Raw genomic sequence first — 21,495 nt, forward strand, 5'->3', positions numbered from 1 at the left:
TTCACCAAGCTTTTTTCTCAACTGCTATTTCATAACTCATTTTCTTTTTTCGTATGATTTCACCTTTACTTCGCCGGTTGTTGCTGGTGGGCATTTGCACCGGCGCTTCAGTTTCTCTTGCGCAGGCACAGGCCGATCCTATCAAATTTGGAAAGATTGACGAAGCTGATCTGACGCCCAAAAACTTTGCAGCCGATAGTGCGGCAGCGGCCGTGGTGCTGGCTGATTTTGGCCGCTCCCGCTTTGAGTACAATGATGGCGACTTCAGAGTGGTATTTGAGCGGGTAACCCGGATCAAGATCCTTAAGAAATCGGGCTACGACTATGCTACCGTGGAGGTGCCACTGTACCACAAAGCCAGCAACGAGGAAAAAATCACCAGCCTCAAAGGCATGACCTACAACCTGGTAAACGGCCAGGTTGTCAAGGAAAAGCTGAATTCTGATGCCATGTTCCGGGAAGAAACCACCCCGAACATAACAACGCGCAAATTCACGCTGCCCAACGTGCGCGTGGGCTCCGTTATTGAGTATACCTACTCGGTCACCTCGCCCTTCACGTTCAACTTCCAGGACTGGACGTTTCAGCGGGATATTCCGGTGCGGTGGAGCGAGTACCGGGCCGCCATTCCGGAGTACTTCGACTACAAAATGCTGATGCAGGGCTACGAGCCGCTGGAAGTGCAGGAGCGCAATGAGGGCGTAACCCAGTACAACATCACCTGGTCGTCGAGCATGGAGTACGGGCGCCGCTCGTCGGGTGGTTCGCAGGTTGTTACGCCCCGCGTAACCAACCACCGCTGGGCCATGAAGAACGTGCCAGCCATGCGCGCCGAGCCCTACATGACCACCACCGCCGACTACGAAGCCAAGATTGACTTTGAGCTGGCCGGCGTGAAATGGCCCGATGAGCCGTACAAAGCCGTGGCCAACTCCTGGGAGAAGATTGATCGGGAGCTACTCAACAGCGACAATTTTGGCGGTCAGTTGGGCCGCCCTGCCTTCCTGAAAGAACAGCTGACTGCCCTTCAGGCCCAGCACACAGACCCCACCGCCCGCGTGGCCGCTATCCATGACTTGGTGCGCCGCAGCGTGAAGCATAATGGCAGCAACAGCCTGTATGCCTCCGGCTCCGTACGCCGCGCCTTCGATCAGAAAACCGGTAGCGCCGCCGACGTGAACCTGCTGCTGATTGCGGCCCTGCGCGAAGCTGGCCTGCAGGCAAACCCGGTGGTGCTCAGTACGCGCAGCCACGGCCGCCTGGAAACCAACGTACCGCTGGTGTCACGCTTTAACTACGTACTGGCCCACGTAACCCTGCCTGAGGGCAAGGAAATGCTGGTAGATGCCACTGAAGAGCTGGCTCCCTGCGGCATGCTGCCTCCGCGCTGCCTCAATGGCGTTGGCCGCCTGCTGCTGCCGCAGGACGGGGCCTCGCACTGGATTGAACTCAAGCCCGCCGACCGGCTACTGTCTTATCAGCAGATTAACCTGACGGTGGATGATAAGGGTGGCGTAAGCGGTAAAGTACACCAGGAGCACGCCGGCTATCTGGGCCTGGCGCAGCGGGAGAAGCTGCGCAAGCTGGGCGAAAAGAAGTACGTGGAGGAAATGGCCGCCGGCCACGAGGGCTGGAACATTCCTAAATTTACCTTTAAGGAGCAGGCGGCGCTTCACCGCCCGCTCACGCTGGAGTTTGAGTTTGCCTCCGCTGGCAGTGAAGCCCCCGCAGGCACCATCTACCTGAGCCCACTGCGCGATTTTGGCACCGAAAAGAACCCTTTCCTGCACGAAGACCGTCGTTTTCCGGTGGATTTTGGGGCTTCCATGGATGAAACCCTGCTGGTTACCGTGGCCCTGCCCGCTGGTTATGAGTTGGAAGAAACGCCAAAGCCCATGGCCATGGAACTGCCTGAAGGCGGTGGCCGCTTCACGTACGCTGTACAGCCAGGCGCTGGCTCCGTGCAGATTATGAGCCGCATGAGCCTGGCCCGGCCGGTATACTCGGCTGAGGAATACGCTTACCTGCGGGAATTTTTTGCCCGCATGATGGCTAAGCAGGGCGAACGACTGGTACTCAAGAAAAAGGGTTAAATCTGATGCGTATTTCCCTGCCAATACTACTGGCCGGCTCTAGCTGGCTACTGGCTTCCGAAGCTTACGCGGCCTACGGCCCGGCCCCCAAATACGCCGTAGCCGACCTGCCGGCGACCCTGCGCGAAAATGCTCATGCCGTTATTCGTCGGCAGGAAGAAACGCTACTGGTAAAATCGGTGGGGCGCACCGTGGAAACCACCCACCGCGCCGTTACCATTCTGGATGAGGTAGGGGCCCGCTGGGCATCGGAACTGGTGTACTACAGTTCCCTCAACACCATCAGCTACTTTCGGGGAGCGGTATACGATGCCACCGGGCGGCAGCTTCGCCAGCTCCGGACCCAGGACATTCACGACATCAGCCTCTCAGATGGGTTCAGCCTGGCTACCGATGCCCGGGGCCGCGTGGCCGACCTGAGTCAGCCTACTTACCCCTACACGGTAGAGTTTGAGTACGAAGTAATATCCGACAACCCGCTGTTTTATTCCACGTGGCGGCCCCAGCCGGTGGAGCAGCTGGCCGTGGAGCAGGCGTCGTTTAAAGTAACTATGCCGGCCGGTATGGCCCTGCGCTATCAGGAGCAGCACCTGCCTACCGGCACGGCGCAGACTAAGCGCACCCAGGGCAGCCAGGAAATTTACGAGTGGCAGGTGCACGACCTGGCCGCCCGCGAGGAAGAGGCCGATGCGCCCCCGGTAGCCGAGCTGACCCCTGCCGTATTCACGGCCCCGACCGAGTTTGAGGTGCAGGGCCATGCTGGCCGCCTCAGCAACTGGGCCGACCTCAGCCGCTGGACCTACGACCTGAACGCCGGCCGCGACGAGCTGCCGCCCGCCATTAAGGCCGGCATTGCGGCATTGGTACAGGGCGAAACCGATGAGCGGGCCAAAATCCGGAAGGTGTACCACTTTCTGCAGGCCAACACGCGCTACATATCCGTGCAGCTGGGTCTGGGCGGCTGGCAGACATTCCCGGCTTCCTCAGTGGCCGCTAATGGCTACGGCGACTGCAAAGCGCTGACCAACTACTGCAAGGCGCTGCTGGGCGCGGCCGGCATCAAGGCTCACGCGGCCCTGGTTAAGGCGGGCTCCGATGAACAGGACATTCTTACCAGTTTCCCCAGCTCCCAGTTCAACCACGTGGTGCTGTGTGTGCCACTGGCCCAGAGCACCAAACCCGACACCGTATGGCTGGAATGCACCAGCCAAACCAATCCGTTTGGGTACATGGGCGGCTTCACCGGCAACCGCCACGCGCTGCTGCTGCTGCCCGAAGGCGGCAAGCTGATTCCAACTCCCCGCTACGGTGCCGCCGAAAACCGCCGGGAGCGACTGGCCAACGTGTTTCTGGATGTGAACGGCGACGCCACCGCCACGCTGCGTACCATCCGTACGGGGCTGGAGTATGATGGCGTTTCGGGGCTGCCGGGTTTGGAGCTGGCGGAGCAGAAAAAGCGCATCAGCAACCGGCTGGCACTGCCCAACTTCACGCTGAATAAAGTGGCCTTTAAGCACTCCGGTCCGGAAGCCACTATACCCAGCCTTACCGAAAGCCTGGCGCTTACTATGCCGGCACTGGCCCCACCCAGCGGCAAGCGGGTGTTTATCACGCCCAACCTGCTCAGCCGTATGGCACCACCCCAGGCCACCGTGGGAGAGCGGCAGACCGATTTGTGGCTGGACCATGCCTTCACCCAGCAGGATACGGTGATGCTCCACGTACCAGCCAGTCTGCACCCTGAGCAACTCCCGGCCCCCGTGCAGCTGACCACCCAGTTTGGCACTTACAGCAGTCAGCTCCTGGCCCTGCCCGACGGTAGCATCCGCTACGTGCGCCGCTTAGTAATGCCGCGTACCCGGTTTACCCGCACCGATTATCCGGCGTACCTGGAGTTCCGTCGCAAAATAAGCGCCGCCGATAAGGCCCAGATTGTACTGCTGAAAACAGACGCGTAGCAGATTTTACGGATGAGGTTATAAAAAATACCCGCTGCCGTTGGCAGCGGGTATTTTTTATAACCTGCCGCTGCCTACAACATAGTAATTACACTATAACAATACCCGAATATTCTGTCAGAACGCTAACAATAGAAGACAAATGCTGTTGATTAACCCTCTTAATCAGGCCAATTACCGATGAATTCTTAAAATATATCTACTGGACACGGCCGCTTCCCTAGCCAAAAATTCTATCTTGGGGCGCCCTATTTTCACCATTCCTTCCCCTCTGTTTTTCTCTTCTCTTCTTTCTTATACGATGCAAGAAACTTCTACTTTTTTTCCTCAGGCATGGCGGCCATTGCTGGCCGGCGGTATGCTGGTGGCCGGCCTTAGTGCCGCCACTACGGCATCGGCCCAACGGGTGCTGTGGGCCGATGCCCCGCAGCTCCCCACCTCTGCCCGACAAGCCACGCAGCCCCTGTCGCACTTCCGTGCTGTTACTATGCAGCTGGATGCGGTGCGGGCTGCGCTTCAGAATGCCCCGGCGGAACGCACTACGAGTGCCCGCACCTCGGCCACCGTTATTTCGCTGCCCCTGCCCAATGGCACCTCGCAGCGGTTCCGGGTGGTGCAGGTGCCGGTAATGGCGCCGGCACTGGCAGCCAAGTATCCCAGCATCCACACCTACGCGGCCCAGGGCATTGATGACCCGGCCGCTACCGCCCGCCTTGATATAACCCCGGATGGCTTCCACGCCATGATTCTGTCGGCGGGCAGCACTGTGTATATTGACCCGGCTGAACGGGGCGATGCGACGCACCTGGTATTTGAGCGGCGCGCCATGAACCAGGGTGCTTTTCCGTTCGTGTGCTCCACTCCCTCGCCCGATGGCACTGAGCCCCTGCCCCAGATAACGGCGGCGCAACGAGCAGCGGTAGCCAACGGTACTACTCTGCGCACCTACCGGCTGGCCCTGGCCTGCACCGGCGAGTACGCCACGTTCCACGGCGGCACCAAGCAGGGTGCCATGGCCGGCATGGTAGCCTCGGTGAACCGGGTAAGCGGCATTTATGAGAAAGAACTTGCCGTGCGCCTGGTGATTGTGCCCAAGAATGACACCCTCATTTTCCTGGATGCCAACACCGACCCCTATACCAACAACAGCGGCTCGACCATGCTCAACCAGAACCAGACGACGGTTGACGCGCGTATTGGTTCGGCCAACTACGACATCGGGCACGTGTTCAGCACCGGCGGCGGCGGCGTTGCCCAGAAGCCCTCAGTGTGTGTATCGGGTAAGGCGCGGGGCGTAACCGGCTCGTCGGCTCCCACCAACGATGCCTTCGACGTGGACTACGTAGCCCACGAAATGGGCCACCAGTTTGGAGCCGACCACACCTTCAACAGCCAGACCGGTAGCTGTGGTGGCGGCAACCGGGCTAACGCTTCGGCCTACGAGCCGGGCTCGGGTACCACCATCATGGCCTACGCCGGTATCTGCGGAGCCGATGACATTCAGCCCAACTCCGACCCCTACTTCCACTCCCGCAGCTTCGACCAGATTGTGGCCCACATTACGGGCCTGGGCAACTGCTCGGTGAATACGGCTACCGGCAACACGCCCCCCGTGGTCAATGCAGGCCGCAACTATGCTATTCCGGTAAGCACGCCCTTCGTGCTTACCGGCTCGGCCACCGATGCCAACAATGATGCACTGACCTACAGCTGGGAGCAGTACAACCTGGGCGCTGCCGGTGCACCTTCCGCCGCTACCGGCGACGCGCCGCTGTTCCGGGTTTTCTCGCCTACCACCAGCCCTTCGCGCACGTTCCCACGCCTCTCGGATCTTCTGAACAATGCCCAGACCAAAGGAGAACTGCTGCCGACTTACGGCCGGCGGCTGATTTTCCGGCTGGTAGCCCGCGACAACCGCATCGGCGGGGGTGGCATTGATTACGACTCGATGAACGTGGTGGTAGTGCCTACTGCCGGTCCGTTTGTGGTAACGGCCCCCAACACAGCTACTACTTGGCTGGTGGGTGCTCCGCAACAGGTTACCTGGAACGTGGCCAACACCACGCAGGCACCCATCAGCGCAACCAACGTAGATGTGCTGCTCTCAACTGATGGCGGCCTCACCTATCCCACTACGCTATTGGCCGGCACCCCCAACGACGGGTGCGAGACTGTAACGGTACCCGCCAATGTGGCTGGCTCAGCGCAGGCCCGTATTCGGGTGCAGGCTACGGGCGGTATTTTCTTCGACATATCCAACCAGAACTTTACGTTGGAGGCTCCTGCCGGCCCCACGTTCTTCCTGCAGGGCCCCGGCTGCTCGGCCAGCGCGCTGGCGTTCTGCCCTGGTGCCTCCGGCTCGGTTAGCGTAACGGTAGGCCAGCTGCAGAACTTCACCGGTGCAGTCACCCTGTCGGCCGCCAACCTGCCGGCGGGTGTAACGGTAACCTATGCCAACGCCACGGTACAGGCCGGCACCGGCACTACCGCTACGGTAAGCGCCACCAGCGCTGCCCCGGCCGGCACCTACGTTATCCGCCTGACGGGCACCAGCGGCGGCGTAACCCGCTTCCAGGATATCAGCCTCACTATTCAGCCTTCGGCTACGCAGGCGGCGGTTATTACCACTCCTACTGCAACCAGTGGCCCCACCACGCTGCGGCCAGCCATTACCTGGGCTGTCGTTCCCAATGCAACTGCCTACGAAGTCCAGATTGCCACTGATGCGGCTTTCACCAACATCGTACAGTCGCAAACCAACCTCACGGGTACCAGCTTCACGCCTTCGGCCACGCTGCTGCCCGCTACCACCTACTACGTGCGGGTGCGGGGCCTGAGCCCCTGCGGTACAGCTCCCTTCTCAGCCGTTACCTCATTCACTACCGGTGTACAATCGTGCCAGCCCATTGTGGCCACCAACGTACCCCGGGCTATTCCGGCCGGCTCTACGCCCACCGTTTCTTCGGTTATTGCCGTGACCAGCACAGAACGGGTATCCAACATCCGCGTGAGCAATCTGGCCATCAGTCACCCCGATGTAAGCGAGCTGGAAATTTCGCTTACCAACCCGGCGGGCCGGCGGGTGGTGCTGTTCTCGCGGGCCTGCCCCGGCACCACCAACCTAAACCTCACATTCGACGATGCTGCTACGGCCGCGCTGGCCTGCCCCCTCACCAGCGGTGCTACCGTGCGCCCGGCCAACTCGTTGGGAGACCTGTTGAATACGTCTGCCAATGGCAACTGGACGCTCACCATTTCGGATAACAACACCAGCAACGGCGGTACCCTCACGGGCTGGACGCTGGAACTGTGCACCGTGGGCGAAGTACCGGCGGCTCCCAGCTCCCTCACCACGCTGGCCCCCACCGTTACGGCCACAGCAGCCTCTATCGATATGATCTGGCTGGACAACTCGGGCAACGAATCGGGCTTTGAGATTGAGCGCGCCCGCAGCGGCGGCACCTTTGCCAAAATTGCCACCGTTGCCGCCAACACCACCTTCTACACCGATCAGGTAACGGCTAACGGTCCGTACTGCTACCGCGTGCGGGCAGTAAATACCACCGGTGTATCGGCGTACTCCAATGAAAGCTGCCAGACGGTGGCCGGTATTACGGCTGCGCGCAATGCCGCCTTGCTGCAAGGCATTGAAGTGGCTCCGAACCCCAGCGCCGGCGTGTTCAATGTGCGTATCGACAACGCCCAGCGCGGCAGCATCACGCTGCGGGTAACCGATGCCCTGGGCCGCCAGGTACAGGCACAGACGCTTACTAAAGGTGCCGCCGCCCTGCAGCTGCCCCTGGACCTGAGCAGCCTCAGTACCGGCGTGTACAACCTCCACTTCGATATGCCCAACGGCTCCACAGTGGTACGCCTGCTGAAAGAGTAGGGCAATTGTTGATCAACTAAAAAAAACTCGGTTCCTGAAGCAGGAACCGAGTTTTTTTATGCCGTTACGTGAATGAAGTTTCCAGACAATGCCAGCAACCAATCAAAATCGGTACCGCAGCTGCGCATGCACATCGGAGCGGCGGGAGCCCTGGATTTCCTCCAGACCGGAGCCGACGGTGCGCTGGTGGCGGTAGTGGGTGTCGGCGTAGCGCAGCCAGAGCGTGAGGTGGCGGTTTAGATCGGCCTGCACCAGTACATAGGTGCGGGTGCCCTGGCCGTAGAGGACGGGTACGGAAAAGGCGTACAGCACATCCTGCTCGAACACGTACTGGCGCGTGTCGTAGTCGTCGGTATCGAAGAGGGCGTAGCGGGCCGTGAGGCGCAGGCGCTGCAACGGCTGCACGGTTACATCCTGGGCCAGTACGTAGCCGTGGCGGGCGGGGCCGACATCCTCCCGGTACTCGGAGCCCTGCACACGGGTGCGCAGGCTCAGGAAGGTGGTGGGACTGGCATCATAAAACAGCAGAAAGCTGCGGCGGCGCGTGGGTACGGGCAGCGGCGCAGGGCGTAGCGTATCGGCATCGTAGGCCTTCGTGCGCTGCCGGATCTGAGCGTACAGCAGGCTGGTTTTGGTAGGGCTGAAGGCCAGCCGTACCAGCCAGTCGTGGCCAGTGCTGGGGGCCCCGGCTTGGTAGCGCAGCCACGGAAACCGGAACCTATCATAGTACGCCGACACTTCCCAGCGGGCCGCCGGCCGCAGCTTCAGACCCAGGTACAGGCCGCTTTCGTTGATGTTGCGCGTATTTTCGCTGAGGGCGTTGCCGTAGAGCGTGTGAAAGTCGCGGGCGTAGTGCCGGTACAGTGCCGAGACGTCCACGTTCGGAGCGAGGCTGGCCAGCACGCCGTTCACGGTGCCCAGCCCGCCCCCGCTGCTGCGGGCCGTTTCGCCGAACAGCAGTAGGTTGCGCCACACGTAGCTGTAGTTGGCGCTGATGGCCAAGTTGCGGCGGCCGCGCAGCTCAAAAGCATTATACGGCTCGTCGCGGCGCTGCAGAGGCTTATCAAAAAGCGTATTCACGGCCGTTACGCCCGCCTGTAAGTCGCCGCCGGAGCTGGCGTAGCTGATGTTACCGCCCAGCACGGTTTCGCGCAACGCCTGGCGGTTGGCCAGCTCGGTGGGCGTGCGGTGCATGCCGGTCAGCAGCAGGCCGGAGGTAAATTCACTGAAATCAGCCAGTGAGTCGCGGGCGGCCTGTAAGGAGGCATCCACCCGCTTGCGCGAGGCAAACGCCGTGGCCCGTACGGTGCCGGTAACGGCTACCGTGGCGGCCGCGCCCCGAAAAAACGTGCTTTCCAGCACCGAAGAATAGGGCCGCACGCCCACCGAGCTGCGCCGCAGGGTGGTGATGGTTTCGGCTCCCTTCCCCACCGCCAGTCCCGACGACAGCAACAGCCCCTGCCCATATTGCAGCTGATAATCACCCACTGCCAGGGTTTTGAGCCGGCCCCGCTCCTGCAGCACGAAATGGCCGGAGTAGAAGTCGGCGCCGTAGCGGCGGGTTTTGGGGTCCCAGGTGAGCTGCTCGCCGGCATCCTTCTCAGCGGTGAGGCCCAGGCTGAAATCCTTGCTGCGGCTCACGCGGTAGCGCACCAGCAGCTTATCGGGGGAGCCCAAATAACGCGAGGCGGGCGCGCCGGTGCTGGTGGTATCGGGCGGGAGGTAGCCGGGCTGGCCCTGCAACGTCCGCTGGTAGCGCACGAACAGGGCGTTGTTGTCTTCCTGCCAGATGCGCTGCCACAGCGGCCCGCGGGCGGCGTTGGGGGCCGTCGTCAGCACCGACACGAAGGGCGCTACCCGGTAAATAGTGCGCAGATCAAAGCTTTGGATACTTTGCAACTCGTACAGGCTCAGCAACGCACCGTTGCGCTGCCGGTGCTCCAGCAGGCTGGTAATCTGGGTTTCGGAGAGCAGCAGCAGACCGCGCAGGTCTTCCCGGGTGGCAGTATTGAGATTGAGTGGGGTTTGGTAGTACTGCAGCAGCGTTTCGTAGAGGTCCTCGTAGGGCACCTGGTCGCTCTGGATTTCGGCAAACAGCTCCTGGGTCAGCCGGTCGAGGTCGGGCACGGCGGGGCGTGGGTAGTCCTGGGCCCGGGCGGCGGCGGCGGTGAGCAATAGTGCTCCGGCCGTCATTAGCAGCTGGCGGGGGCTCATGGCTGGGGTTGCGGTTTGGCCCACACGTAGGCCACGCTCAGCTGCTGACTCAGGCCCAAAGCATCGTGCCAGGCGGCGGCGTAGTCCACCTGAAACTGCCCGGCCTTTAGTCCTACCCCACCCGTGAGCTGCTGCATGAGCGACGACAACCCTGCCCGCACGGCCAGCACCGGCACCGGCTGGTACTCCAGCCCGGCCTTGAAGTCGGCATCCTGCTCCACGTCCTTCTCAGTTTCGGCCAGCAGCAGCACTTTTTCGGAGGCCCGCCACGCCAATCCGGCCCGCAGCACGGTGGGCAGCCGCTCCTCCTGGTATTCGTATAGGCGGGCCTGGTTGAGGTTGTAGAGCATGGCCCCAAACAGCAGCTTGCGCGGAATAATGTCGGCCTGCCCGCCCAGGGACGCGGCCACGGCGCGCCGGCTCCCCAGCCCCTCAAAGCTGGTTTGCAGCACCTCCACCCGCGCTCCTACCCGCACCGTGCCCAGCTGATAACCGTAGCCCAACCCCAGCCGCTGCTCTGAGTACAGCTTGCCCCCAAACCGCTGCGCCGTGAAGCCAATTACCCCGTAGCGCGGTGCCTCGGTCGCCGCCACCGCTGCCGGCACACCCACTACGGGTGCAGCCGGCTGCCCTGGCCGGTAGCCTATCGGCACGGCTACCAGCAACGAAGCCGTGTTCAGGGCCGGCAGCAGGTAGCGGTTTTCGGCCCCGACGCCCACCGTGGGCCGCGCCAGATTGCCCAGCGCCGCCGCGTTGGCTGCACCGGCCCAGCCGTCCTGTTCCAGCACACTCCCAATCTGCCCCAGGCCGGCCGCGCGGGCACCCCACAAGCCGGGGCCGTTGCCCTGGGCGTGTGCGACGTTTATACATCCGATAAATAAACCTGATAAAAGGTAGATTTTCAGCATAGAGAAGGATAACGGTTTCTATTGCTGGAAAATAGCTACTTCAGCTGAACCGTACAACGGCTTGTTATCAGACTACAAAAAAAGCCCCGGCACCATCTGGCACCGGGACTTTTACACTAAAAAACACGCCTTGCTTTACAGCATAGCAGCGTCCTTCTTACGCTTGATTTTGGTTTTACCGCCTTTGTCGGTTTTTACCTTCATCTTTTCCACGTCGCTCATATCGGCGCCGGTGGCGGTGGCGGGGCCCACGCCGGGGTTGGGGCCGTTGTTCACCAGCGTCATTTCATCCACGATGTGCTTGGCACCACCCAGCTTCTCGATGCACCAGAGCACGTAGCGGATGTCGGCGTTGATGCAGCGTTTCAGATCGGGGTCGTAGGCCAGGTCGCCGGTCATGGCTTCCCAGTTGCCGTCGAAGGCCAAGCCAATCAGCTCGCCGCGGCCGTTGATAACGGGGGACCCGGAGTTGCCGCCGGTGATGTCGTTGTCGGTGATGAAGGCCACGGGCAGGTTGCCCTGCTTATCGGCGAAGCGGCCGTAATCCTTCATTTTCAGCAGTTCCAGCTCTTTCTGGGGCACCACAAACTCGGGGTTGGTGGCGTCTTCCTTCTCCAGAATGCCCTGGGCGGTGGTTTTGTAGTCATACTCCACGGCGTCGCGGCCTTTGTAGGGGCGCACGGTGCCGTAGCTCAGGCGGATGGTGGAGTTAGCATCGGGCGAGTACACCTTCTGGCTGTTTTTCTCGCGTAGGGCGGCCACGTATAAACGGTTGGCGCGGCCCAGGCCGGCCTGCAGGCCCTGCAGCTTGGGCAGAATGTTCTGCACGTAGTTCGAGTATACCGACTGATAGGTTTTGTAGCCGGGGTCGGCTTCCAGCTTGGCCAGCGTGGGCGCGGCCAGGAAAGCGTTTACCTTGGCTTCCGAAGTCAGGAAGGAGTTGCTGAACACGTAGTCAGCGTACTTCTGCATCGAGCCGCCGTACTGCTTCTGCACCGTCTGGAATACGTCGGGCTGCTGGTCCTTGGGCACATCCTGCATGTACAGGTTCATCAGGGCCGCAAACACCTTCTTATCGGTGGGGGCGCTGTAGTCTTTGAAGTAGTCGGCTACGGGCTCCTTCAGGTCGGCCACGGCCTTGTCGATTCCGGCTTTGTCGCCGGCTTTCAGGGCGGTGGCCAGGGGCATCATACGGGCGGCCAGCGTCACAATTTCGGTGCCGAAAGCGGCTTCGTTCACGTACTGGCTGCTGAGGTTGTACTGGCGGATGCCGGCGTAGCTCTGGTTGATGGTATTAAGGGCCTCGCCGTACTGCTGGGCACGGGTGGGGTCCTGGGCAATCCACTGCATCAGCGCGTTTTCCTCGGCCTTTTTGGCATCCACGGTTTTCAGGCGCTTCATGCCTTCGTTCTGGCCGATGAAGTACTTCCAGTAGTTGGCAATACCGGCGTACTTAGAGGCGTACTTCAGGCGCAGAGCCGCGTCCTGGTCCATATCTTCCTTCCACAGCTTCAGGCGGGTATCGCGCAGCTTGATGCGGGCGGGGTTGCTCTGGTCGAGGGTGAGCTGCAGACCGGCGGCGGGCAGAAAGCGCTGGGTACGGCCGGGAAAGCCGAACACCATAGCAAAGTCGCCTTCACTCACGCCCTGCATAGCCACGGGCAGGTGCTTTTTGGGCACGTAGGGCACGTTGCCTTCCTGGGGGCCGGCGGTGGGCTGGTTATTCTTGTCGGCATATACCCGGAACATGGAGAAGTCGCCGGTGTGGCGGGGCCACATCCAGTTGTCGGTGTCGCCCCCAAACTTGCCCACGGCTTCCGGCGGGGCACCTACCAGGCGCACGTCGCCGAAGCGCTGGTAGATGAACAGGTAGTACTCGTTGCCGCCGAACATGTCACGCACGTAGGCCAAGTACTTGCCGTTTTCCTTGGCGTTATCGGCCATTTCGCGCTGGCGCTTCTGAATGGTGGCCATGCGCTCCTGCTCGGAGGTGGCGGGCGTGATGCCCTCCAGCACTTTGCCGGTTACGTCTTCCATGCGCACCAGAATATCCACAAACAGGCCGGGATTCTTCTTCTCCTCGGCTTTGCTGGCGGCGTAGAAACCGTTCTGCAGGATGTTGTTTTCGGGGGTGCTGTGGCTCTGAATAGCGTCGTAGCCGCAGTGGTGGTTGGTGAGCAGCAAACCCTGGCTGCTCACGAACTCGCCGGTGCAGAAGCCGCCCAGCTGCACTACAGCATCCTTCAGGGAGGCATTGTTCACATCGTAGATTTCCTCGGCCGTGAGCTTGAGGCCTTTCTTCTGCATGTCGGCCTGGTTGAGGCGTTTCACGAAGAGCGGCAGCCACATGCCTTCATCGGCGTGGGCGGCCAGGGGCAGCAGCAGCGTCAGCAGCAGGGCCTTAGCCCAGTGTTGTTTTTGCATAGTGTTGGGGGTGGATGAGTGGTTTTGCGGCGAAGGTACGCAACTGCCCGATTCGCCGGGCTCAGCCGTACCGGCAGTTGCGGCTCCACTGGAAACTCCCTCCGCAGCCCGGCTGTTCCCCACTTTCCCGACCTTTGCCTTCACATGACGTACCTGTTCCGCCAGCTGGTGCTGGGCCTGCTCTGGGTGTACCGCCACCTGATTTCGCCGCTCAAGCCACCCAGCTGCCGCTATACCCCTACCTGCTCGGCCTACGCCGTGGAGGCCGTAACCAAATACGGCCCCTGGCGCGGCGGCCGCCTGGCTTTGCGCCGCATCGGCCGCTGCCACCCCTGGGGCGGCCACGGCTACGACCCAGTGCCGTGAGGTGGGTGGGTAGTTGGGTAATTAGATGGTTGGTACTGTCATCCTGAGCAGCGCGAAGGACCTTATTAGGCCAGAACGAGTCGGTATAACGATTGTCGTTTCGGCGTAATAAGGTCCTTCGCGCTGCTCAGGATGACGTTTTTTTACCCCCCCAACTACCTAACCAGTCAACCACTTACCAGAATTTGATATAGAGGGCCGAAATCAGCAGCACAATCAGCACAATGAGGGCCTGTTGCTTGGGGGTGGTGCGGAACAGACCGGTGGGCAGGGAAATGGCGTTGGGGTTGATGGCCGGCCCGGCCAGGCTCACGGCTACCATCAGCACCAGCGTCAGGAAAAACGACCAGCCCATGCTCACCAGAAACGGCACTTCGTACACACCATTGGCGTTCGGAAAAGCCGAGTACAGCAGCGTTTCGGGCCCGAACAGGCGGGGCGCAAAATCGTTGAACAGCAGCGAGAAACCAAAGCCTGCCAGCACCCCGAGCACGGCGGCCGTGGCCGTGGTGCGCTTCCAGAACATACCCAGCAGGAACACGGCCACAATACCGGGCGAAATGTAGCCCGTGTACTTCTGCACGTAAGTAAAGCCGCCGGCCCCGCTGATGCCCAGCAAATCTTTCCAGGTGAAGGCAATGGCCAGCATCATGGCCAGCACAATGGTCAGACGGCCCACACGCACCAGTTTCCGCTCATCGGCTTCCTTATCCAGGTAACGCTTGTAGATGTCGAGGGTAAAGATGGTGGAGATGGAGTTGGCCTTACCGGCCAGCGAGGCTACAATGGCTGCCGTGAGGGCCGCCAGGCTCAGCCCCTTCAGGCCGTTGGGCAGAAAGGTGAGAATGGCCGAATAGGCGTTGTCGGGGTTGAGCGAGCCGCCGGCACTCATTTCCTGCTGCAGCGCGCCCTGCTGATGCAGTACGTAGGCCGCAATACCGGGCAGCACCACTACCAAAGGCATAATCAGCTTCAGCAAGGCCGCAAACAGGATACCGGTGCGGGCCGTGTTCAAATCGGCTCCCAGGGCACGCTGGGTAATGTACTGGTTGCAGCCCCAGTAGTTGAGGTTGGCCACCCACTGCCCACCGGCGTACATGGCCAGTCCCGGCAAAGCCAGGTACTTGCTCACGTAGGCCTGGCTGGAATCGGGGGCGGGTTTGGCGAAGATCATGTGAAAATGGTCGTCGGCGGAGTGCAGCAGCTGCTGAAAACCGGCCACCGCGCTGTTGCCGAGGCCAAACTTCTGGCTGACCAGCACCAAGGCCAGGTAGCTGGTCGCCAGCCCGCCCAGCAGCAGCACCGTTACCTGCACCACATCGGTGTAGCCTACTACCTTCATCCCGCCCAGCGTGATAAACAGCGCAAACACGGCCAGCCCAATCAGAATCAGGTGAAAGGAACTGCCGTCGGGGCTGCCTACTAGGTTGTTAATGGCCAGGGCTCCGAGGTAGAGAATCACCGTCAGATTCACCAGCACGTACAGAAACAGCCAGAAAATACTCATAATCAGGCTGAGCGTGGCATTGTAGCGCTGCTCCAGAAACTGGGGCATGGTGTAAATTTTCTGCCGCAGGTAAATGGGCATGAAAAACACGGCCACAAACACCAGCACCAACGCCGCTATCCACTCGTAAGCGGCCACGGCCAGCCCCTGCGTGAAACCCGCCCCCGAGGCTCCGATGAACTGCTCGGCGGAGATGTTGGAGGCAATCATACTGGCCCCGATGGCCCACCACGTCAGTGAGCCTTCCGCCAGAAAATAATCCTTGGTAGAAAGCTGGGTGGTTTGCTTCCGCCGGTAGATGTAATACCCGTAGCAGGACACGCCCACCAGGTAAAACAGGAAAACCGCCAGGTCAAGTGCGTTAAGAGAATTCATGCAAGGAAGGTTAAGTACCTGACAGGCAATGTACGGCTGATTAATTAGCCAGCAACCGCCCGCACGGCTTACCGGCGCACGCCGAAGGTGTAGATGGTGGTGGAGTGCAGCGTCTGGCCGGGCTGCAGGATGGTGCTGGGGAAAGCGTACTGGTTGGGCGAGTCGGGGAAGTGCTGGGTTTCCAGGCAGAAACCCGCGTGCTTGCCGTACACTTTGCCGCCCTTCCCTTTCAGGCTGCCATCCAGAAAGTTGCCGGTGTAGAACTGGATGCCCGGCTCAGTGGTGCGCACCTGCAGGGTGCGGCCCGTGGTGGGCTCATACACCGCGGCGGCCTCATGCAGCCCGCTGGGTTGGTTGAGTACCCAGTTGTGGTCGTAGCCGCCGGGTACCTGAGCTATCCGCTCGCCAATGGCGTGGGGCGTGGTAAAGTCGAAAGGCGTGCCCTGCACCGGGCGCAGCTCGCCGGTCGGAATCAGGCCGGCATCCACTACGGTGTAACGGTCGGCGGGCAGGGTTACCTGGTGGCCCAGCACATCGGGGCCGGCTCCCAGGTTGAAGTAGCTGTGGTTGGTCAGGTTCACGGGCGTGGCCTTGTCGGTGGTGGCCGCGTAGTCAATCTGCAGGGCGTCGTCCGGGGTCAGGGTGTACACCACTGTTACCTGCAGGGTGCCGGGGTAGCCTTCTTCACCGTCTTTGCTTTGGTAGCGGAGCGTGAGCGTCTGGCCCTGGGCCGAGGTGCCGGGTTCGGCCTGCCACACCACCTTGTCAAAGCCCTTCAGGCCACCGTGCAGGTGGTTGGGGCCGTTGTTGGTGGCCAGCTTATATTCCTGACCATTGAGCGTGAAGCGGCCCTTGGCAATGCGGTTGCCGTAGCGCCCGATCAGCGCCCCGAAGTACGGCCCGGACTTTCGATACTCGGGGCTCTGGTAGCCGGCCAGGCTGTCGAAGCCCAGCACCACGTCGCCGAGCTGGCCGGCCTTGTCGGGCACGAGCAGGCTGGTGACGGTGCCGCCGTAGGTGCTGATGGTGGCCTGCAGGCCGTGGGCGTTGCGCAGCGTGTAGAGCTGCGCCGACGTACCGTCGGGCAGGCGGCCGAACGGGCTGGCGGTGGGTTTCATAGCCACAGAATCAGAGGTAGCGGAGGCAGCGGCAGCATCGGGCTGCCCCGCTGGTGTAGAGGGCGAGGAGCATGCCGACAGGGCTAGCCCGGCCAACATCAGGCTCCGAAAAACAGGAAACGTCATGAAGTACAGCAGGTGAAAAGGACGAGAAGGAAGCCAGGAAATTTAACCCCAACTTGTTAAAGCGCATCAGTCAGCGTAAACCGCTCAAATACCGCCGTAGCGGAAGCAGGCCCGTGGGCCAGCACCCCTACCCGCACGCCCCGGTCCCAGGGAGGCAGGAAACTGCCATCCACTGCGGCTCCATCAGCGGGCAACGGCTGCCAGGTGGTACCACTATCGGGGCTCCAGGCAAACGTAAACCGGTTGCCTTGGTGGGTCTGCACGCGCAACTGAACAGTTTTAACGGCAGGTAGCGGGGCTTCGGCCAGGGTGGTCGTTTGCCCTTTTTGGGTTTGTATTAATGCTATCTTATTTCCGCGGGCTACCAGGGCCAACACGTTGTCGGGGTCGCCGTGGGCAGCTAGGCCGGCACGGCAACCCGCCGGCAGGTCTGCCGGGTTGAGCAGCGTGGTAGTGGCCGTGTAATCGGGCGCGGTGGTGCTGTGGCCCAGCGCGGCCCCTGCATGGTCGGGCCGGGCTTGCAGGTGGAGCTGTCCGCTGCGCAGCGTTGCTATGGGGCGCTGCTCCACGGGCCATTGCCATACCGGCTGCAGTTTCTGCCCGCTGAACTCATCCGTAAACGACTGCGCCTGGGCCGCAGCTGGTGCAATGGGCGTGCTGCCTCCCCGAAACTCGGGCCAGCCGTCAGCCGTCCAGGTAAACTCGCTCAACACCCCTTGCCGCCCCACGTACTGCTGACCGCGGGCCGCATAGGCGTGGTGCAGCAGGTACGAGTGGCCCTTATACTCCACCACCGTGCCGTGGCCCGGGCATTTCCAGGCGTCGTTGGAAGTGAGCACGGGGTTGCGGGCGTATTTCTCCCAAGGTCCCAGCAGGCTTTTGGCCCGGGCCACGCCGGTAGCATAGGTGCAGCCTGCGCCACAGCAACCAGCCCCGGCGTAAAAGGCATAGAAGTAGCCATCATGCCGCACCATGGCCACCCCTTCTACCAGATTGCCTTCCCAGGTAGCGGAATTGTTACGGAATAATTCCCGCTTCTCCCCCACCAGCGCCGTGCGGGTTTCGTTGATGGGCTGCGCCCAGATGGGCGTGGGCTGGTTGATGCTATTGCCGTCTTCTTTCCAGATGAGGTAAAGCCGACCCTGCTCGTCCCGCATCGGAAAGCCATCAATGGAGCCGTCGGGCTGGCCTACCAAGGGGCCGTGGTCGGTGTAGGGTCCCTCGGGGCGGTCGGCGCTGGCTACGCCCACGGCCAGATTGCCGCCCCGCTTGTGGGCCGTGTAGTACACGTAGGTTTTATTGCCCTCCTGACTGATTTCAGGAGCCCAGAAGTAGTAATCGGCCCAGGCCGGCAGCTTGTCGGGAAACACATGCCCTACCAGTTCCCACCGGCCCAGGTTGGAGGAACGCAGCAACGGAAAAACCGGCCCCCAGTTGGAGCTGGTAGCCGTGGCCCAGTACGTATTGCCCACCTGTACCACGGAGGGGTCGGGAAAGTCGCCGGGCAGAATGGGGTTGGCTCCGATTGCCGGCGCCGTTGCAGCCTCAGCAGCCGCGGCTGGGTTATCGGCCCCTGCCTTTCCACTCAGATGGGTGGTAGCGGCTGGCTGGTGGCAGGCCGCCATCAGGCTCAGGCCAAGAAAACTGATAGCGCCAGCAAACCGGCGAAACGGAAGGAAATGCACGATACGCAGGAAGGAAATAAAGGGAAGTATGCGCCGGGCTTACTCGCCCGAAGGCTTGGTAAGCTTGGCACCCAGGGCGACGGGGGTACCAAAATCGGGGGTGCCGTCGGCTTTCCAGGTGAATTTCTGGATGCGGGGGCTGCGGTTATCCCCGCAGCCCTGCCCGGTTAGCGGGTTGGCGTGGTAGATAATCCAGTCTTCGGTACCATCCGGCGACTGAAAGAAGCCGTTATGACCGGGACCATACGCCTGCCCGGCCGGATTCTTGGCAAAAACGGGTTTGGTCGACTTTGTCCAGGAGCTGGGCTGCATGGGGTCGGCGGTGCTGCTGGCCGTGAGCATTCCCAGAGAGTAGTCATCGGTGCTGCAGTGGCTGGCCGAATACACCAGAAAGGTTTTGCCGCCGTGCTTGAGAATTTCCGGCCCCTCGTTCACGTCCGGCTCGCCAATAGTTTCCCAGTCGAACTCGGGGTGCGAGAGCTCCACGCGCGGGCCCACCAGCGTCCAGGGGTTGCTCATTTCCGAAATGTAAAGCCGCTGCGTACCGCTGCTTTCCACCTCGTGGCCCGACCAGATCAGGTACCGCTTGCCGTTCTGCTCCAGCACCGTCCCGTCAATGGCCCACAGGTCGGCGGTAGGGTTGGCAATGCGGCCCCGGTAGGTCCAGGTGCCAGTGGTAGGATCGGCAGCATCATTTTCGAGCACGTGCACGCGGTGGCCGGCGCAGCAGAAGGGGTCGGCTGAGTAGTAGATGTACCATTTCCCGTCGAAGAAGTACAGCTCCGGGGCCCACAGGTCGCGCTGGTTGATGCCGGCCTGCTGGGGTGTCCACACCACCGTACTCACCGCCGAAGCCAGCTCCGTCATCTTGGCCGTTTTGCGGATGACGATATTGCCGCCGGTGGTGTTCATGTAGTAGTACACGTTGTCCTTGCGGTACACCCATGGGTCGGGGCCGGCGCTCAGCAGCGGGTTGGTAAAAGTGGTGGCAGTAGGCGTGGTTGGCGGCGGCGGCGTGGGTGGCGCGGGTGCGGGCGAGGAGCCACTGTTGCAGGCCAGCGTGAGCCAGAGCAGGCTCAGGGGCAGAAATCGGGCAGAATACCAGGTCATGCGGCAGTAGAAAGCTAGAAAGGAAAAAGCAGGATACAGATAGCAGCAATAAAAGCCTTGCAAATGCTTGAAAATAAGAAGTCAGCGGCTACCCGCTCCCGGCAAAGCAGAGCCGCTCCGACCCCAAGGCCGGAACGGCTCTGCTTCAGACACTCACCCGGCAATTACCACCCGGGGTTCTGCTGGTAGCGGGCCAGGTCAACCTCCGTCTGCGGAATAGGTAGCAGGCGGGAACGGTCCACGCGGAAGCTGTTGAAGTCGGTGTCGCGGGTTTTGAGCTGGTCGATGCCAGCCTGAGTATCCAGCAGCCCCCAGCGCTTCAGGTCAAAGAAGCGCTGGCCTTCCCCTGTCAGCTCCGTTACCCGCTCGTGCATGAGCTGGGTACGTAAGGTAGCCTGCGAAAAGCTGCCGGCCGTAAGCGGTGCCAGCCCGGCCCGGCTGCGCACCTGGTTAATGAGTGGCACGGCGGCGCTGGTCTGGCCCTGCTCATTGAGGGCTTCGGCTTGCAGCAGCAGCACATCGGCGTAACGCATCACCCGGTGGTTAATGGGCGAGTCGAAGTTCTCGAACGTGCGGTAGTAGTCGGTCTGGTACTTGCGCCAGTATACTCGGCTCAGGTCACGGGCATTGCCCCGGAAGCGGCGCAGAAAACCAGTACCGTACACCAGCGTGTCGCCGTCAACGGGCAGCGCGGAGGTAAACTGGCGGCGGTTGTAGAACACAGTGGCTGCCAGCCGGGGGTCGCGGGCTCCGGTGGTAGTGGGCTCCTGCAGAAACTCGTTTACCACCCAGGGCCGCACCTCTCCATCGACAAACCCGGCACCAGGCACGCCCCAGAACTGGGAGCGTTGCCCGCCTTCCGAAGAAGTCGCGTCGTCGCCGTCGTTGCCGCCCAGCTTGGCATCCGAGAACTGGACTTCAAAGATGGATTCCGCGTTGTTTTCCGTAGTGTGGCGGAAGTTGTCGGTGTAGCTGGTGGTCAGCCGGTACCGGTTCGAGCTGATTACCTCAGCCAGCTGCGCCGAGGCCTGCCCCCACTGCCGCTGCTGCATATAAGCCTTACCCAGCAGGGTGGTGGCGGCTCCTTTGGTGGCCCGGCCAGTGTCGTTGCCCCCGTAGCTATCCAGCAAATCGGGTTTGGCTTCCTGCAGGTCCTGCACAATCTGGGTCCATACCTGGGCTTCCGAGGCCTGGGGCGGCAGGTTGGCCGGGTCTGAGGGCTTAAGGGCCAGCGGCACGTTGCCGTACAGCGTCACCAGGTTGTAGTAGTACAGGGCCCGCAAAAACTTGGCTTCGGCCAGCACCCGCTTTTTGAGCGTTTCGCTCATCTGGATGCCGGGCACGTTGGCCAGCACCTGGTTGGTGCGCCAGATAGCCCGGTAATGGTCGCGCCACAGGTTCTGCGACACTTCAAAATCGTAGTTGGCCTGCGTAAAGCGGGTAAAGTCGGCCAGCTCACCCCAGGGGCTCTGGCTGAAGCTGTCATCGGAGCGCAAATCGTAGGCGAAGTGCAGCCAGCGCCGGTAAGTACCCAGCTGCTGCAGGCCGCTGTAGCAGGCATTGATGCCCTTGATGGCGTCGCCCTCCGTTTTCCAGAACGACTCTGTAGTGGGCTGATTGGGGTTAACCTGATCGAGAAAATCCTTTTCGCAGGCTGTCGTCAGCAGCAGGCTGCCGGCCAGAGCGGCAAAGCGGAGTGTATGTAGTTTCATGGGAATATCA

12 protein-coding genes are annotated in these 21,495 nt (G+C 61.6%); 4 read left to right on the top strand and 8 right to left on the bottom strand.

The window, feature by feature from the left end; genetic code table 11:
* Positions 1-53: 53 nt before the first annotated feature.
* The 3 genes from EI291_RS11995 to EI291_RS12005 all read left to right on the top strand — a co-directional run bounded on the left by EI291_RS11995 (position 54) and on the right by EI291_RS12005 (position 7,940).
* On the top strand, positions 54-2,093 hold the full coding sequence (locus EI291_RS11995) for a DUF3857 domain-containing protein (protein WP_125420157.1): 2,040 nt from the start codon (positions 54-56) through the stop codon (positions 2,091-2,093).
* Positions 2,094-2,098: 5 nt separating this feature from the next.
* Positions 2,099-4,051: a DUF3857 domain-containing protein gene (locus tag EI291_RS12000; RefSeq protein WP_125420159.1), complete on the top strand. Its 1,953-nt coding sequence runs from the start codon at positions 2,099-2,101 to the stop codon at positions 4,049-4,051.
* 301 nt (positions 4,052-4,352) lie between these two features.
* Positions 4,353-7,940, top strand: a complete 3,588-nt coding sequence (locus EI291_RS12005; RefSeq protein WP_125420161.1) for a reprolysin-like metallopeptidase — start codon at positions 4,353-4,355, stop codon at positions 7,938-7,940.
* A 102-nt stretch (positions 7,941-8,042) separates the two neighbouring features.
* On the opposite strand, the gene EI291_RS12010 is transcribed toward EI291_RS12005, so the two are convergent.
* From EI291_RS12010 to EI291_RS12020, 3 genes are all read right to left on the bottom strand, one after another.
* On the bottom strand, positions 8,043-10,154 hold the full coding sequence (locus EI291_RS12010; RefSeq protein ID WP_125420163.1) for a ComEA family DNA-binding protein: 2,112 nt from the start codon (positions 10,152-10,154) through the stop codon (positions 8,043-8,045).
* On the bottom strand, positions 10,151-11,062 hold the full coding sequence (locus EI291_RS12015) for a hypothetical protein (RefSeq protein WP_125420165.1): 912 nt from the start codon (positions 11,060-11,062) through the stop codon (positions 10,151-10,153). Before EI291_RS12015 ends, EI291_RS12010 begins: the two co-directional genes overlap by 4 nt.
* Positions 11,063-11,197: 135 nt before the next feature.
* Positions 11,198-13,486: a S46 family peptidase gene (locus EI291_RS12020; protein ID WP_125420167.1), complete on the bottom strand. Its 2,289-nt coding sequence runs from the start codon at positions 13,484-13,486 to the stop codon at positions 11,198-11,200.
* Between the two features lie 144 nt (positions 13,487-13,630).
* Between EI291_RS12020 and yidD the strand changes: the two genes are divergently transcribed.
* A complete protein-coding gene (gene yidD / locus EI291_RS12025) occupies positions 13,631-13,852 on the top strand; it encodes a membrane protein insertion efficiency factor YidD (protein WP_125420169.1) in 222 nt (73 codons plus the stop codon).
* 175 nt (positions 13,853-14,027) lie between these two features.
* Here yidD and EI291_RS12030 read toward each other — a convergent pair whose 3' ends face one another.
* The 5 genes from EI291_RS12030 to EI291_RS12050 all read right to left on the bottom strand — a co-directional run bounded on the left by EI291_RS12030 (position 14,028) and on the right by EI291_RS12050 (position 21,485).
* Positions 14,028-15,734 (bottom strand): sodium:solute symporter family transporter, encoded by a 1,707-nt coding sequence (locus EI291_RS12030; RefSeq protein WP_125420171.1) that lies wholly within the window; start codon positions 15,732-15,734, stop codon positions 14,028-14,030.
* A gap of 68 nt (positions 15,735-15,802) precedes the next feature.
* Positions 15,803-16,978 (bottom strand): aldose epimerase family protein, encoded by a 1,176-nt coding sequence (locus tag EI291_RS12035; protein ID WP_125420173.1) that lies wholly within the window; start codon positions 16,976-16,978, stop codon positions 15,803-15,805.
* 56 nt (positions 16,979-17,034) lie between these two features.
* Entirely contained in the window at positions 17,035-18,663 is a 1,629-nt protein-coding gene (locus EI291_RS12040; RefSeq protein ID WP_240635525.1) for a family 43 glycosylhydrolase, read from the bottom strand.
* A 39-nt stretch (positions 18,664-18,702) separates the two neighbouring features.
* Positions 18,703-19,773, bottom strand: coding sequence for a glycoside hydrolase family 43 protein (locus EI291_RS12045; RefSeq protein ID WP_125420175.1), 1,071 nt, complete (start codon positions 19,771-19,773; stop codon positions 18,703-18,705).
* A 164-nt stretch (positions 19,774-19,937) separates the two neighbouring features.
* Positions 19,938-21,485, bottom strand: coding sequence for a RagB/SusD family nutrient uptake outer membrane protein (locus EI291_RS12050; protein ID WP_125420177.1), 1,548 nt, complete (start codon positions 21,483-21,485; stop codon positions 19,938-19,940).
* Between the last annotated feature and the right edge of the window lie 10 nt (positions 21,486-21,495).

The sequence above is a fragment of the Hymenobacter rigui genome (genome assembly GCF_003944715.1).
GTDB classification, from domain to species: domain Bacteria; phylum Bacteroidota; class Bacteroidia; order Cytophagales; family Hymenobacteraceae; genus Hymenobacter; species Hymenobacter rigui.